Source organism: Roseicitreum antarcticum (assembly GCF_014681765.1).
Taxonomy (GTDB): Bacteria; Pseudomonadota; Alphaproteobacteria; order Rhodobacterales; family Rhodobacteraceae; genus Roseicitreum; species Roseicitreum antarcticum.
On record NZ_CP061498.1, the window covers coordinates 2,463,619 to 2,478,560 of the forward strand.

The window sequence follows — 14,942 nt, forward strand, 5'->3', positions numbered from 1 at the left end:
CCCCCCCGTGTCTGGCACCCACCTGCCACGCGGCCTGCCTGTCCAGCGGGCAGCAGGGCGCGGGGTGAAGCCGTGTTGGACCGTCTACGCGCTTGCCTCCAACTGCTCAAACAATCGCGCAACCGCCTCTGCACCGGGGTCGATATGGCCGCGCAACTGTCCTGCGCTGATGTAGGACGCGCGTCCGGCCTTGGCCTTTACGATGGTAGCCGTGTGGTCGGCGCCCTTCCGCGCGGCCGCTGCTGCCGGTGCCATGCCGCCCTCCAGCGCGTCCAACGCCGGTTTCAAGGCGTCTACCATGGTACGGTCACCGGGCTCTGCGCCGCCGATATGCTGCATCCGGGCCAGCCCTTCCTTCAGCGCGGCAACCATTGGCAGGCCGGTGGATGCGGCGTCGCCCGCAGCGGTGAAGAAGATCGCAAGCAACACGCCGGATGATCCACCCATGGTCTGGCTCAGTTCCTGCCCTATCGCGCGGTAAAGCTGCGTATGATCGGCCAGCGGCAGCCGGTCCATCGCGGCGATCAGCGCCCGCGCCGCGCCTGCCAGCGTAGATCCAGTATCACCATCGCCTGATTTCGCGTCCAGCGCGTTCAGATCATCCTCCGCTTCCATCAGGATCTGGCAGCAGCGCGTCAGGAAGATCTCCGTCGCCCTGTGCTGCGATGGTACAGGCCGGATGGGCGTCAGGCCGTCAGGCAGTTCATTTACCGTCACGGGTGTCACGGTTTTGCACCCGGGCCATGAATGCGGCGCGCAGGGGGCCGTCAGATGCGCGACATCATCGGGCGTGGCAGGATAGACCGACACCGAGAAGCCCTGCATGTCCAGCGATGTCATCATCGCCGCCGGGCCAACGATCAGCGACAGTTTTGGAGCGATGGCCGAGGCCAGCAGTTCGTTGGTCAGGATCGACATTTCCAGCACCGTCGTGCCACCCAGATTGTTGAGCATGACGACGTGCGGCGTTTCGGCCATGCCGGGTGCCAGCTTTTCCACCACGGCGGCGATGGCGTGGCGGGCATCGGTGAAATCAATCTGCTCCACCCCGGCCTCACCATGGATGCCGAGGCCCAGTTCCGCCTTGCCGGGTGCGATGCGCACCTCCTTCGGCGATCCGGGCACGGTGCAGGTGTCGAGCGACATGCCCAGCGTCCGGGTCCCCGCGATCACGCGTTCGGCCGCTTCGGTGACAGCCTCCAGCGTGGCGCCCGCCTCGGCCACGGCGCCGGCGATCTTGTGGACGAACAAGGTGCCTGCCACCCCACGCGGTTGCGGCAGGTCGGGCAGGGCGATGTCGTCATCCACGATGACCATGCGGACCTTCAGCCCAAACGCCCGCGCCCGTTCGGCGGCCAGCCCAAAGTTCAGCCGGTCGCCGGTGTAGTTCTTGACGATCAGAAGACAGCCCGCCGGGCCGCTCACTGCCAGAATACCCGCGAGCACAGCGTCGACGGAAGGTGAGGCGAAGACATCGCCGCAGACCGCCGCCGTCAGCATGCCCTGCCCGACGAAGCCGGCATGCGCAGGCTCATGCCCCGACCCGCCGCCTGATACCAGCGCGACCTTGGATTTATCCCAGTCGTTGCGGATCACGACGCGGATATGCGGATAGCCGTCCAGCCGTGCCAGCCCGCCCCCCGATGCACGGATCAGCCCGTCCAGCGCATCCGTTACCGTATTTTCTTTCTTATTGATGAACTGTGCCATTTTGCTTTTCCTTTACGCGATGCGGGCGCCGGTGGCGTCGAAATAGAACGGGTTCTGCGGCTGGATCTTCACCAGCGCCCCGGGCGTCAGCGGGGTATGCGCATCAGTGACGGTGATCAAGTCATGGCCTTTGAGCGACAGATGCAGCCGCGTCTGGTCGCCCAGCCGTTCCACCCGCTGCACCTGGCTTTCCTGCCCCGCGCCTTGCAGGATATGTTCGGGCCGCAGGCCAATATTGCGCGCGCGCGCAGGAGCGCCCGGAAACAGGTCAGCGGGCAGGATATTGATGCGGGGTTGGCCCAACCGGCTGGCGGCATAGATGCTGACAGGATCCTCATATATCGCCCGTGGCGTGCCGAACTGCACCAGCCTGCCTTGGTCAAGGACACCGACATGGGTCGCCATGGTCATCGCTTCGATCTGGTCATGGGTGACATACAGGAGTGTTGCGCCGGAATTGGCCTGAATGTTCTTCAGCTCGATCCGCAGGTCTGACCGTAGCTTGGCGTCCAGTGAACTCAGCGGTTCATCCATCAGGTAAAGCGCCGGGTTGCGCACCAGCGCCCGCCCGATGGACACGCGCTGCATCTCGCCGCCCGACAGTTCCGTCGCCTTGTTGCTCAGCTTGTGCGAGATCTGCAGCATCTCGGCGACCGCGCCGACCTTGCGGTCAATCTCGTCCCTTGGCGTGCGCAGGATGGGGGATTTCAGCGGAAACTCCAGGTTCTGCCTGACCGTCAGATGCGGATAGAGCGAGTATTGTTGAAACACCATCGCCACATCTCGCTGGGCAGGCGTCAGCCCGGCCATATCGCGCCCGCCGATGCTGATCTGGCCACGGTCGGGCACATCCAGGCCCGATACCATGCGCAGCGTCGTCGTCTTGCCTGCGCCGGTGGGGCCCAGCAGTACCACGAAAGATCCGTCGGGAATGGTCATTGTCACATCGTCCAGCGCGACATCGCCACCGAAGGATTTGGACACACCGCGCAATGCAACCTCAGCCATGGTTCAGCACCCCCTCATTTGCTTCCGACAGCAGCGCGCGCCCGCTGTTCGCGTCAAAAACCGTTACCGTGCGCGGGTCAAAGCGCAGGCCGATCGTCTGGCCGGTGCGCACCGGCATGTGACTGGCCACGCGTGCCTTGACCGGCCCGTTGGGTGTGTCGAAACTGACGATCTGCGTGGTGCCCAGGTATTCGGTGGCAGCCACCCGGCCCTTGTAGGGGGCGCTGTCGTCCAGCGTGATATGTTCAGGCCGAACGCCAAAGGTCAGATCCCCGCGTGACCCTTCGCGCAGGAAGGGCATGGCGCAATCGGTGCCCGACAGCGCCACGCTGCCTTGCCCGGGCGCGACTGCGCCCTGAAAATCGAGGAAGTTCATGCAAGGCGAGCCGATGAACTGCGCCACGAATTTCGTTGCGGGCCAGTCATAGATGTCCTGCGGGACGCCGAACTGTTCCACCACGCCGTGGTTCATTACCACGATCTTGTCACCCATCTGCATGGCTTCCAACTGGTCATGGGTGACATAGACAGTCGTCGCCCCGATCCGGTCATGCAGGGCGCGCAGTTCGGCCGACATATGTTCGCGAAACTCGGCATCCAGCGCGCCCAGCGGCTCATCCATGAAGAAGGCCTTAGGCTCGCGCACAATGGCACGGCCGAGCGCGACGCGCTGCCGGTCGCCGCCCGACAGGCCGCCAACGGGGCGGTCCAGAATATCCTCGATGCCCAGAATGCGCGCGATTTCCTGCACGCGCCGCCTGACCTCGGCGCGGGGCATACCTTGGGAAATCAGCGGATAGCTGATATTCCTGCGCACATTCATATGCGGGTAGAGCGCGAACATCTGAAACACGAAGGCGATGTCGCGCTGGCTGGCGGGTTTCTGCCCGACTTCTTCGCCATCAATGTAGATCTCGCCCGAGGTGGGCAGTTCCAGCCCCGCCATCATCCGCAGGGTTGTGGTCTTGCCGCAGCCCGATGGCCCCAGCAGCATGAAGAACTCGCCATCCTCGATCGTGAAGCTGGAGGATTGCACGGCGGTGAAGGCCCCGAATTCCTTGCGCACGTTTTCAATTCGTATCTGTGCCATGCCTCATTCCCGAAAATGGCTGACGATGATGAACATCACCGTGCCGGTCAGTGTGACGGTGAAGGACCAGGTGAATAGCGTCAGCACGAAGGGTTGCATCAGCATGACCACACCCACCGCGATCAGCGCCGAGGCCAGCATTTCCCATGGACCCCGACGCAGCCCGATCAGACCTTTGAAAAACCCGCTCATTTGCGCACCGCTCCGAAGGTTATGCCGCGCAGCAGATGTTTGCGCAGAAGGATGGTAAAGACCATGACAGGCACCAGAAAGATCGTGGCCCCGGCGGCGACGGCGGGCCAATCCTTGCCGCTGACGCCGATGATCGTGGGGATGAACGGCGGCGCGGTCTGCGCATTGCCTGAGGTTAACAGCACGGCAAATGCGTATTCGTTCCAAGCAAAGATCAGGCAGAAGATCGCCGTCGAGGCAATGCCGGTCGCCGCTTGTGGCAGCACCACCTTGTAGAACGCCTGAAACCGCGTGTAGCCGTCGATCAGCGCGGCCTCTTCATATTCCACCGGAATCTCGTCGATGAAGCCTTTCAGCAGCCAGACCGACAGCGACAGGTTGACCGCCGTATATAGCAAGATCATGCCAAGATGTGTGTCGTTCAGCCCCAGATTACGGAACATCAGAAAGATCGGTATGGCTACTGCGATAGGGGGCATCATCCGGGTCGAGAGTATGAAGAACAGCAGATCATCCTTCAGTGGTACCTTGAAGCGTGAGAATGCGTAGGCCGCTGCCGTGCCCAGGATCATGCAAAGGAACGTCGACCCGAACCCGATGATGACGGAATTCACGAAGCGCTCGCCATACCGTGAGGGACCCGAGATGATCATGTTCTGATCGCGCACGATGCGGTCGTACCAGGTGGTTGGTGGCCCCATCGCCTCCAGCGTTTCCTCGGTGGCGCGGCTGCGCGTGGTGAACAGGTTGACATAGCCTTCCAGCGTCGGCTCGAACACGATCTTCGGCGGATAGGCGATAGCGTCCGAAGGGGATTTGAACCCAGTGGCAATGATCCATAGCAGCGGCAGGATGGTGATGATGGCATAGCCTACCACCAGAATGCCTGCGAACCATTTGGTGCGGCTGGACGGCGCTGTGACTGAAAAGCTCATCTCTGCTTCACCTTGTTGAGGGCTTTGACATAGATCGAGGCCAGCCCGAACACGGTCACGAACAAGATCACGGCATAGGCAGAGGAATAGCCGGTGCGCCATTTCTCGAACGCCTCGCGCTTGAGGTTGATCGAGGTCACCTCGGTCACCGATCCCGGCCCGCCGCCGGTCAGTTGCACAACCAGGTCGAACATCTTGAAATTCTCGATCCCGCGGAAGAGTACCGCCAGCATCAGGAACGGTAGCACCATGGGAACGGTGATGGTCCAGAACTGCCGCCATTTGCTGGCGCGGTCGCATTCGGCGGCTTCATAGATGCTGTCAGGAATTGACCGCAGCCCGGCCAGACAGATCAGCATGACAAAGGGCGTCCACATCCATGTATCGGCAATGACGATCGACCATGGCGCCAGATGCACATCCCCGATCATCGAGAAGCTGGCGGGGTCAACACCGGTCAGGAAGCCTACGGCATAGTTGAACAGCCCGATCTGCGGCTGGTAGAGGAAGGTCCAGAAATTGCCCACGACCGCCGGGCTCAGCATCATTGGCAGCACGATGATCGTGGTCCAAAGGTCGTTCCCCTTGAACTTCTTGTTGATCAGGTAGGCTAGCGTGAAGCCGATCAGCACCTGCAACACGATGGTCCAGACCAGAAAATGCGCGGTGGCCTGCATCGTGTTCCAGATGTCGCTGTCGGACAGGATGCGCTGATAATTCTCCAACCCCACCCATTCGGCATCACGGTTGGGTCGGTTGACCCTGAAATCGGTAAAGCTGAGGCGGATGGTCCAGATCAGTGGAAAAATATTGACCGCCAGCAGTAAAAACAGCGTGGGCGCCACGAAAATCCAGGCGATGGCGCGGTCCGAAAGGCCGCGGATACGGCGCGCAACGGGTTCCGGCGTGGCCTTGGCGACGCGGGTGATGGGGGTATCGGTCATGGGGTGTCCTTCATCGCAGCAGGCTGCGTGCCTTGAACGGGCGGGCAGATTTCCTTCCCCGACGCACCCCGGACGGAGGGGGCGCGTTGCGTCGGGGAAGGACCGGTCAGGGCGGCGGCGTTACAGCTTCCCCTCATACTCGAAGATCTCGGTCCAGTCTTCGGTCAGCCCGTCCAGCGCTTCTTGCGCCGTGCCGTTTCCGGCGATCACATAGTCATGCACCCTTGCCTGCATCGCCAGCAGCAGTTCGGCGTAGGAAGGCTCGGCCCAGAAGTCTTTGACGATGGCCATGGAATCCAGGAAGGTCTGCGCGTAGGGCTGGCTGTCAGCAAAGCCCGGGTCTTCCAAAACCGACCGCAACGCGGAATAGCCGCCAAGCTCCCACCACTTTGCCTGCACCTCGGGTTGCGCGAACCATTGGATGTATTCCAGCGCCGCGTCCTGTTTCTCGGAATAGGCCACAACCGAAATGCCCTGACCACCAAGCTGGGCAAATTGTCCCTCAGGCCCAGCAGGGTTGGGGAAATAGCCCGACCGCTCACCGCCCACATTCGGGTCGGCATGGACCCCGGGCCAGATGAAGGCAAAGTTCATCTGCATCGCCACCTGTCCTGAACGATAGGCGTCGATATTCTCGCCCATGTACCAGTTCGACGAACCCGGCGGGGTCGCGGTGTCGTAAAGCTCCTTGTAGTATTCCAGCCCCGCTACCGCGCCCGGCGAATTTACATAGCCGTCCAATTCGTATGGGTTCTCCGGGCTGCCATACTGGAAGCCATAGTTGTAAAGGGCGTTCGTCACGCCCATTGTGATGCCTTCGGACCCACGCTCGGTGTAGATCGCTGCGCCATAGACCGTGGTTCCGTCGATATCGCGGCCCTGAAAGAACTGTGCGATGTCTTTCAGTTCTTCCAGCGTGGCGGGAACGTCCAGCGGGCGGCCATAGGTTTCCTGAAACTCGGCCTGAAGCGCGGGACGCTCAAACCAGTCGCGGCGGTAGGTCCAGCCCACAACATCGCCAAAGGCGGGCAGGGCCCAGTAATTCGGCGTATTCTTCGGCCATTCAGCGTAGCCCGTCACGGTCGCCGGAATGAAGTCATCCATGGAAATATTGTTGGCGTCGAAAAAGTCGTTCAGCTTGACGTAATGGCCGTTCTCGGCACCGCCGCCGATCCACTGACTGTCGCCGATCATCAGGTCGCACAGCCGCCCGCCAGAGTTCAGTTCGTTCAGCATGCGGTCGGCAAAGCTGGTCCATGGCACGAATTCGAAGCTCATGGTGTGGCCCGATTGCGCCTCGAAGTCCTTGCTCAGTTCGACCAGCGCGTTGGCCGGGTCCCATGCCGCCCAGCATAATGTCAGGTTCTCTGCCTGCGCCGATCCTGCGCCCGTTGCCAGTGCTGCTGCGGCAACTGCAAGTGTCAGTTTCGTCTTCATTCGAAAACTCCTCCCTATGTTCTCCCCGGCCCCCCGCCAGGAATCGTGAACAGCTTCAGTGGTAGATGAGGTGCGCACCTCAGATCAAGAACTTTCTGAGGTACGCACCTCAAAAACCTTGCGTTGCCTAGGAATCCGTCGCAGTAATCGTCGGACAGGCGATATTCAGGGAAAACGTTGCGCGATGCGGCCAACTACAAAAGACCTCGCACAGGCGGCAGGTGTCAGCCTTGCCACCGTGGACCGTGTGCTGAACGCGCGACCGGGCGTGCGCCAGAAAACCGTCGATGCGGTGAACGAGGCGATTCAGCGGATCGGATTTGAACGCAACCTGGTCGCCGCCACACTTGCGCGCAAGAAGGGCTATACCTTCGGATTTGTCCTACCCCGCAAGGGGGATGAATTCATGGCCGAGATCCTGCACCATATCCGCGAAAGCCACAAAGCGGGCCGGGCGGAGATGGCCGAGATCAAGGCACTGCGGTTGGACGAACAGGACCCTCACAAGACCGCCGAGGCGCTGAACCGTCTGACACTGCAAGAGGTCGATGGCGTTGCAATCATGGCGCCCCAGACCCCGCCGATCCGCGATGCCATCCGCCGGATGCGCGAACGTGGCATCCGTGTCGTCCCCTTCATTGCCAATCAGCAGGACGGCGGCGCGACCAGTTTCGTGGGCATCGACAATATTGCCGCCGGCGCCACTGCGGGCCAACTGATGGGCCGGTTCGCGGGTGGGCGGGCTGGCGCGGTTGCCGTGATGACCGACACCATTCAGGCGCGCGACAGTCTGGAACGGCGACTGGGCTTCGACAATGTCATCAACCAGATGTTTCCCCGCCTGAACGTTCTGCCTTCGCTCGAAACACACACCGACCCCGACCGAACGCACCGCATCATTACCAAGACCTTCGAGACGCAGCACGACCTTGTCGGATTGTATATCATGGGGTCTGAAGCCCGTGTCCCGGTCGAGGCGATGCGCCGCTTTCCCCAAAGCGCAAACCTGATTGCGATCGCACATGAACGGACCCCCGCCACGGTCGCTGCGTTGCGTCAGCGCACGCTTGATGCGGTTGTGACTCAAGACCCCGGGCATCTGGTGCGCAGCGCGGTGCGGATCTTGCGCGCGGAGTGCGAAAACCGGGTGATTGTGGCCTCGCAGGAAAAGATCCGCATCGAGATTCTACTGGCAGAAAACCTCTGACCATCCGGATGCTGCACCCACCTTTAGGGTGCCCATGGCGCGAACCACTGGGCGGCTCCGCGAAAGACAATGTGCCGCGACCTGTGGCCGTTAAGGCGCGGAAGCAGGGCAACAGACACTTTTTCGTTAGCCGCCTGTGTGTCAGCTTTCCTTCATTAGCAATTTTGTATAGCACGTATAGCTAGTTTTGATGAAGATGTTGATTATCCGGGGAGTGCATGATGGCTGGGCGTCGTATTATGCTTGCAGTTTCAGCAGTCGCCTGTTTGGCGTCGGTCATCAGCCTGATGCGGGAATATCCGGCTGCGGTTTTTGCACGTGATGACTCCTTTCTGAAGCTCAACATCCTGTCACAGTCTGACACTCTGCAGTCCGCGCAGGTTGGATTGCCGGGTATTCCTGACGTACCAATGTCATGGCGGGGGCAGCGCGATCTGCTCCGGGGGTGCAGCGACGTGCAATCCGACACGACATTCCAATTCATGCCCGCCGACACCCGGGCCAGTACGCATCAGAACTGCCTCGATGTCGCGCAACAGGTGCTGGATCGTGCGCCGACAGTTGGTCTGGCCCATCTGGTTCAGGCGGTCGCATTTGATGGACTTGGCCGGGCACAGGAACGCGACCGCGCCTTGGCTGTGTCCCAGGCGCATGCCTCGTTTGAAGGCTGGCAAGCCATCCGCCGGATACGTGTCGGCCTGCCCGCGCTGGACACGCTCAGCACCGACGCAAGGGCTGCATTGTCAGCGGACATCGCGTTTCTGATGATTGAACGATGGGGCATTGAGCAGATCGCGCCCCTGTTCATTTCTCTGCCCGACGCGCGGGAGTTCATTGAATCTGTGGCGCAGCAGGCAAAGCCGCAAAGCCAGCGGCAGCTCATCAGCGCTTTGCGCCGATATGCGCAGGGTTAGCTTTTCTGACCCGAATCGCCGGTAATCAGATTGAAGAAGAAGAAGGGTTCTTAGAATGGCAGACTGGCTGGATACGCCGGCGGCAACGTCGGAAACAGCGGGGTGGGTATCGATCAAGAAACCGTCAGCCGGGCGCAGCGGAAAGCCAAATTTGAAAGACAACTTCGTTATATCGCCCGAACATACCAAGCTGAACAATCGGCTTGCGCTTTTGTTGGTCGCAATCATGGTCCTGGCCCCGATCCCGCTGGCCAGCCACCGCCCGGTCTGGTGGCTTCTATTGGGAATCGTGATCAGCGGTATTGCCGTGTGGCATCTTGTCCGGGGCAGCCGCATCGCGCCCGACCGCACCTTGCAGATGTTCAAGCACGCCCCGCTTTTCCTGATGGGGCTGGCTGTCGTGGTCTTCGCGGTACTGCAAGGGTTGCCTATCGCGGCGATCATCCCTGACGCGTTGTTGCGGCTTCCCGAAACCATGGTGCCCGGCCCGGTCCTGCACACGATCAGCATTGTGCCGGATGCGAGCATCCTAGGCGCGCTGCGGATCACCATATACCTTTGCTTTGTGGCCTTGGTGCTGGAGGCTGCCGCGCAACCCAACCGTGGCGAACGAATGGGGTGGTTGTTGTTCTTTGGCATCACGGCCCACGCGGTCTGGGGCCTAGTATCGCTCAATTTTCTGGGTGACACGCTGCTGTTTGGCGAAAAGACCGCGTATCAAGGGATGGCGACCGGAACGTTTGTGAACCGCAATTCTTACGCGACATTTCTGGGGTTTGGCATCGTCCTGGGGATTGCCCTGTCGCTGGATCGGCGGATCGCGCCGCGCATCCGGGCCTCACGCGATCCTGGCTGGCTCAGCCCCGAGCGGATCGAGATGCTGGGCATCTGGGCGATGATCGCGATGATCACTCTTGCGCTGCTGGCGACCCAATCGCGAATGGGGGTCGGTGCAACGGCGGTTGCGGGGCTGTTGACCTTTGTCGTCATGCGGATCAAGCAGGGACACAGCACCGCCGCAACCCTGCTGACCGGGGGAATTGGGTTTGTGATCTTCGCGGCCATTGCCCTTTTGCGCGGAGGGCAAGGGGTGCTGGAGCGGTTCATCTTCGTCGAAGGCGCGTCGGAAACCCGGGCAGACTTCTACAGCCAGATTCTGGGGATGATCGGCAACCGTCCGTTTACCGGTTACGGGTTGGACGCTTTTGCCCCAGCGTTTGAGCTGCACCGCGCCCCGCCCATTACGGCACCTCTGTATCTGGACATGGCCCATAACTCTTACCTGACTCTGTGGGCCGAGATGGGGCTGCTGTTTGGCAGCCTTCCGATCCTGGCGTTGATTGGTGCTGCGGTGATCATCTTGCGCCGGATTGCGCGGCGCACGACTGACCTGGCCATGCCGGTGGCCGCGCTGGGCATCATATGCTTGGGGGGGCTGCATTCGCTGGTCGATTTCAGCCTGGAGATTCCGGCAAATGTGCTCGTTTTTCTGGCCGTGATCGCCATTGGGGCGGCGCATCGACCCATTGGGCGGTAGCTGTCGCTGCGATGCGCAGCTTTCCGGCCGCAGTGGCGCGTAATTTGTCATAAATCAGATCCAAAGGGCCTGTAATCGTCGGGTGAGTTTGCTTTACTGTGTCGCAATAAACTGGAGTAGGGTGGCGCGATGCTGCGATGGCTAAGCAAGGCACTGGGCGGAGCGGCGACACCGAAACCCGACGGGCAGACGGTCAGTTTTCTGGAACACGGCCCGCTGACCGGGCCAGTCTATGTGGTCGGCGACGTTCACGGGTGCCATGCCCTCTATCGTCGGCTGGAAGCGCAGATCCTGCGCGATGCGAACACATTGACCGGCAGTCCCGGCATCGTTCTATTGGGCGATGTGGTGGACCGCGGTCCGGAAACGGCCGATATGCTGGACCTTCTGACCGACAGGCCCCCAACCGGGGCCACCCGGCTTTGCCTGCGCGGCAACCACGAAGACATGATGCTGAATTTTCTCAATAATCCGACCATGACCAGTTCCTGGTTGGATTTTGGCGGGTTCGAAACGCTTATGTCCTACGGCCTAGCGCTCGATATGGAGACGGCACCTTCGCCGCGGCGCTTGCAGCAGATGCTTCAGGCGCATATTCCGCAGGCACATCGCGACTTTCTTGAGCATTTGCCATATGGCATGCAGGTTGGCCCCTATGCGTTGGTTCATGCAGCAATTGACGTGGCTGCACCACTTGATCGACAGCCGCGCCAAACTGTCCTGTGGGGCGATCCGGTGGATGCGGGGCCGCACGATGTCACCGTTATTCACGGTCATACCATTGTTCCACAGCCAATTATCGAGGAGGGGCGCATCGCGCTGGATACCGGGGCATATGACACGGGTGTTCTTACCGCAGTACGGCTGCACCCGGATATGCCGCCGAAAATTTTGCAATGTCATGCCTAAGCCATAACAATCTGCGACGCACGTTAGGGTTGAGTCCGGTATTCTGACCCATTTAGGGTTGTTCTAATTTGAAATCAAATGATAAGGCATCGGCGTCACATAAGGCCCCGGACCTGTCGGGCAAGCGGAGAATCAAGGTTTGCAACAAGCTGAAATCGACCTGAAAGACATCATATCGATTTTGCGTCGGCAAAGGCGCTTGATCTTACTTACAATGGCAATCATCGTCGGTGCGGCGCTTGCATACCTGCTTTCCGCGACGCCAATCTACCGTGCCACAGCGCTGGTGCAGATTGATGTCGGCGGCTCCAACCTGCTGGACCCTAATGCGGGCAACAATCAGCAAAGCCAGATCCTGAACTCCAAGGTTGACAGCGAAGTGGAGATCTTGCGGTCGGCGGCAACCTCGCTTGCCGTGATCGAGCAGGGCGATCTGTTGTCAGACCCCCGGTTCGGCCCGCAGATTGGCCTGACCGAAAAGGTAGGGCAGATGCTGGGCCTTAACTTGACCGGCGCCGGCATTCGTCGGGCGCTGGGGCTCAACGTGAGCGCCCCGGATGGCGCGCAGCTGGTCAATTCCACGCTGAATCGCCTCCAAAACGCCACGGAAATCCGTCGGCGGGGGCTTACGTACCTGATTTCGGTGTCGGTTTCTTCCGAAGATCCGGCCAGTGCAGCGCGTTTGGCCAACCTGACTGCGACCACCTATATCGAGCGGCAGGTAGAGGCCAAGACCGATGCAACGATCGCGGCGCGCGATGTTCTGCAACGGCAGCTTGACACTGCGCGCAGCGACCTTGCCCGCGCTGAAGACACGCTGAACAACTTCATCGAAGATAACCTTGCACGGCTGGAAGCCGAAAGCGGCAGCGCTTCGGTCGCTGCCCTGCGCCGCCAGCTGGAAGAGGCACAGTCCGAAAGTTTGAGCAGCGTCGCCGCTGTGGAGGCCATCGAGACCGCCGCCGCGCGTGGTGATTGGGCCAGCCTTGCCGAAAACCTGGAAAACCAAGCCTTGGCCTCGCTGGAGCAACAGCGCGCCGATCTGGCCCAGCAACTCGCGGGGGCCACGCCCGGCTCGGCTCAGGAGGTCAATCTGCGCGATGCTGTTGCCTCCATCGAGCAAAGCCTGGCCGAGCAGGCAAATGCCCTTGTCGGGTCACTTCAGGTCGAGATCAACACGCTTCAAGACCGGCAAGAGACCGCGCGGGATTCGTTGCGTGAAGTGCTGTTGCAAAGCGATTTGTCATCAGACCTCCTGGGAGACCTGTTCAGCCTGCAACAAAGTGCAAACGTTGCCCGCAATCAGTACCAGCAGCTTCTGACAAGGGTGCAGGATGTTGGCACGCTGGCCAATCTTCAGATCGCCGACGCCCGTATCGTGTCCGAGGCGCTGGCGCCCAACAGCCCGGCATCGCCCAACATGAAACTGGTTCTGGCGACGGCGCTGGTCGGCGCCATCGGACTGGGGGTCGGGCTTGCCTTCCTGAACGAGTATTACATCGGTGGTGTCACGTCATCCAGTCAGTTGCGCAACATCTTGCAAGCCAATGTCCCGGTGACGATCTCGAACCAGACGCCGTCAAAAGAATCCAAGGTGTTCTCTGACCAGATCGTAACGGCACCCCTTTCGGTTTATTCCGAGAGCTTCCGCAAGCTGCGGTCTACGATCGACATTTCCTTCCGTGACCAGAACGCCCGGCTTGACAATGATGAGACGACGACGGCTTCGGCACGTTCCAAGGTCATATTGGTCTGTTCAGCGCTGCCCGCCGAGGGCAAGACCACCAGCGCCCTGTCGTTGGCACGGACCTATGCGGCATCTGGGATCGACACGCTGTTGATCGACGGCGACATGCGCAAACCGTCGCTGCACAAATATCTTGGTGTGGAAAGCGAAACTGGGCTCTTGTCGTTCCTGCGCGACACCGGCAACGACCCAGAAACCATGCTGCACCCGATCCGCGATCCCCTGAGCGCGCTGACGGTCATCACGGCGGGTCCGCGCAGCAATGAGCCGACTGACCAGTTGTTGGGCGGGAATTCGTTCAACTACCTGATCAAGGCCGCGAAGCGGGAATTCGGTGTCATCATTTTCGACTCGCCGCCTTTGCTGCCCGTTGTCGATGCGCGTTACCTGGCGCAGCATGCCGATGCTGTCGTGATGGTTGTCCGCTACGCGACCACCACCCAGGGCGAGGTGCGCGAAGCCTCGTCGCAGGTCCAGGAAATGATGCGCCCGGGCGCCAGCATGATTGGTTTGCTGAGCCATGAGGTGCGGTCGCACAAGAAAAGCAATTACTACAGCAACCGCTACTATGCGAGCGCGTATAACCGCGAAGCGTGAGTACCGTCTCGCCGCCGCAGGTCACCCCCCATCGGGATCTTGCGGCGGCGCCTGGGTAGGCGGCGGCTGTGCCTCGGCAGAAGCCCGAACGCCCGTCCCGCCGTTACCGCGATCAGCCACAGGTCGGTCCGTACCGATGCGTGCCGCTGATAAAGCAGGTCCAGACGCGCCTTGTAGGGGATGCAGCGACGACGATAGGTGGCGTCGGTTTCTGCGGGCGTGCTGCATTGCGCCAGCAATTTCTGCTCGTGTTGGCTGTATACCAACGTGGCCAATCCCGTGATCCCCGGTCTTGCGCGCAGGACGCGTGCGTATAGTTCTGGAAACGCCTCGACATATAGTCGGAGCGGGGCGCGCGGGCCGACCAGTGACAGGTCGCCACGAATGATGTTCCAGGCCTGTGGCAGTTCATCGCCGCGGGTGCGCCGGAGTAGCCGGCCGGTTGGTGTCAGCCGCGCGGTCTTGTGCCCACCCGATACGCCGCTGTCACCTGGGTCGGGGCGCATCGTGCGTAGCTTCCAGAACAGGAAGGGCTGGCCCGGGGCGCGCATCCGCTCGGACACATAAAACAGCGGCGACCTATCACGCCACCTGAGCAGCACCAGCGCATAAAGCAGAACTGGTACCACCATCCAGGAAATCGCCAGCAGGAACGCCAGATCGAATATGCGTTTCTTCCATGTCATTAAGGTCAGGTACCACGCGTATTTCTAAT

At 60.9% G+C, this 14,942-nt stretch carries 13 protein-coding genes; 5 read left to right on the forward strand and 8 right to left on the reverse strand.

Annotation, left to right across the window (positions count from 1 at the left end; translation table 11 throughout):
- Positions 1 to 84: 84 nt before the first annotated feature.
- The 7 genes from H9529_RS11790 to H9529_RS11820 form a co-directional block, all read right to left on the reverse strand.
- Positions 85 to 1,710: a dihydroxyacetone kinase subunit DhaK gene (locus H9529_RS11790; RefSeq protein WP_092884501.1), complete on the reverse strand. Its 1,626-nt coding sequence runs from the start codon at positions 1,708 to 1,710 to the stop codon at positions 85 to 87.
- Positions 1,711 to 1,722: 12 nt separating this feature from the next.
- The gene (locus tag H9529_RS11795; protein ID WP_092884503.1) at positions 1,723 to 2,718 is read right to left on the reverse strand and encodes an ABC transporter ATP-binding protein; all 996 of its coding nucleotides are present in this window, start codon (positions 2,716 to 2,718) and stop codon (positions 1,723 to 1,725) included.
- Positions 2,711 to 3,808: an ABC transporter ATP-binding protein gene (locus H9529_RS11800; protein ID WP_092884505.1), complete on the reverse strand. Its 1,098-nt coding sequence runs from the start codon at positions 3,806 to 3,808 to the stop codon at positions 2,711 to 2,713. The genes H9529_RS11795 and H9529_RS11800 overlap by 8 nt, the downstream gene beginning before the upstream one ends.
- 3 nt (positions 3,809 to 3,811) lie before the next feature.
- Positions 3,812 to 4,000, reverse strand: coding sequence for a hypothetical protein (locus H9529_RS11805; RefSeq protein ID WP_092884507.1), 189 nt, complete (start codon positions 3,998 to 4,000; stop codon positions 3,812 to 3,814).
- The gene (locus H9529_RS11810) at positions 3,997 to 4,935 is read right to left on the reverse strand and encodes a carbohydrate ABC transporter permease (RefSeq protein WP_092884509.1); all 939 of its coding nucleotides are present in this window, start codon (positions 4,933 to 4,935) and stop codon (positions 3,997 to 3,999) included. Before H9529_RS11810 ends, H9529_RS11805 begins: the two co-directional genes overlap by 4 nt.
- Complete coding sequence (locus H9529_RS11815) at positions 4,932 to 5,879, reverse strand: carbohydrate ABC transporter permease (RefSeq protein WP_092884510.1); 948 nt, start codon at positions 5,877 to 5,879, stop codon at positions 4,932 to 4,934. Before H9529_RS11815 ends, H9529_RS11810 begins: the two co-directional genes overlap by 4 nt.
- Before the next feature lie 120 nt (positions 5,880 to 5,999).
- Positions 6,000 to 7,316 (reverse strand): ABC transporter substrate-binding protein, encoded by a 1,317-nt coding sequence (locus H9529_RS11820; RefSeq protein WP_092884512.1) that lies wholly within the window; start codon positions 7,314 to 7,316, stop codon positions 6,000 to 6,002.
- Between the two features lie 184 nt (positions 7,317 to 7,500).
- Here H9529_RS11820 and H9529_RS11825 point away from each other — a divergent pair, with 184 nt between their 5' ends.
- The 5 genes from H9529_RS11825 (at position 7,501) to H9529_RS11845 (ending at position 14,227) form a co-directional block, all read left to right on the forward strand.
- Positions 7,501 to 8,523 (forward strand): LacI family DNA-binding transcriptional regulator, encoded by a 1,023-nt coding sequence (locus H9529_RS11825; protein WP_092884514.1) that lies wholly within the window; start codon positions 7,501 to 7,503, stop codon positions 8,521 to 8,523.
- 455 nt (positions 8,524 to 8,978) lie between these two features.
- Positions 8,979 to 9,437: a hypothetical protein gene (locus tag H9529_RS11830; protein ID WP_223814153.1), complete on the forward strand. Its 459-nt coding sequence runs from the start codon at positions 8,979 to 8,981 to the stop codon at positions 9,435 to 9,437.
- 55 nt (positions 9,438 to 9,492) lie between these two features.
- A complete protein-coding gene (locus tag H9529_RS11835; protein ID WP_092884518.1) occupies positions 9,493 to 10,974 on the forward strand; it encodes an O-antigen ligase family protein in 1,482 nt (493 codons plus the stop codon).
- Between the two features lie 129 nt (positions 10,975 to 11,103).
- Entirely contained in the window at positions 11,104 to 11,883 is a 780-nt protein-coding gene (locus H9529_RS11840) for a metallophosphoesterase (protein WP_092884520.1), read from the forward strand.
- Between the two features lie 139 nt (positions 11,884 to 12,022).
- On the forward strand, positions 12,023 to 14,227 hold the full coding sequence (locus tag H9529_RS11845; RefSeq protein ID WP_092884522.1) for a GumC family protein: 2,205 nt from the start codon (positions 12,023 to 12,025) through the stop codon (positions 14,225 to 14,227).
- Here the strand turns inward: H9529_RS11845 and H9529_RS11850 are convergent.
- Positions 14,197 to 14,913 carry a sugar transferase gene (locus H9529_RS11850; protein WP_092884524.1) on the reverse strand — a complete coding sequence of 239 codons (717 nt, stop codon included), beginning with the start codon at positions 14,911 to 14,913 and terminating at the stop codon, positions 14,197 to 14,199. The genes H9529_RS11845 and H9529_RS11850 overlap by 31 nt on opposite strands.
- Positions 14,914 to 14,942 lie beyond the last annotated feature (29 nt).

Excerpts from the sequence above, each read along its gene's own strand:
- H9529_RS11790 (WP_092884501.1), bottom strand. The coding sequence starts at position 1,710 with ATGGCACAGTTCATCAATAAGAAAGAAAATACGGTAACGGATGCGCTG.
- H9529_RS11795 (WP_092884503.1), bottom strand. The coding sequence starts at position 2,718 with ATGGCTGAGGTTGCATTGCGCGGTGTGTCCAAATCCTTCGGTGGCGAT.
- H9529_RS11800 (WP_092884505.1), bottom strand. The coding sequence starts at position 3,808 with ATGGCACAGATACGAATTGAAAACGTGCGCAAGGAATTCGGGGCCTTC.
- H9529_RS11805 (WP_092884507.1), bottom strand. The coding sequence starts at position 4,000 with ATGAGCGGGTTTTTCAAAGGTCTGATCGGGCTGCGTCGGGGTCCATGG.
- H9529_RS11810 (WP_092884509.1), bottom strand. The coding sequence starts at position 4,935 with ATGAGCTTTTCAGTCACAGCGCCGTCCAGCCGCACCAAATGGTTCGCA.
- H9529_RS11815 (WP_092884510.1), bottom strand. The coding sequence starts at position 5,879 with ATGACCGATACCCCCATCACCCGCGTCGCCAAGGCCACGCCGGAACCC.
- H9529_RS11820 (WP_092884512.1), bottom strand. The coding sequence starts at position 7,316 with ATGAAGACGAAACTGACACTTGCAGTTGCCGCAGCAGCACTGGCAACG.
- H9529_RS11825 (WP_092884514.1), top strand. The coding sequence starts at position 7,501 with ATGCGGCCAACTACAAAAGACCTCGCACAGGCGGCAGGTGTCAGCCTT.
- H9529_RS11835 (WP_092884518.1), top strand. The coding sequence starts at position 9,493 with ATGGCAGACTGGCTGGATACGCCGGCGGCAACGTCGGAAACAGCGGGG.
- H9529_RS11840 (WP_092884520.1), top strand. The coding sequence starts at position 11,104 with ATGCTGCGATGGCTAAGCAAGGCACTGGGCGGAGCGGCGACACCGAAA.
- H9529_RS11850 (WP_092884524.1), bottom strand. The coding sequence starts at position 14,913 with ATGACATGGAAGAAACGCATATTCGATCTGGCGTTCCTGCTGGCGATT.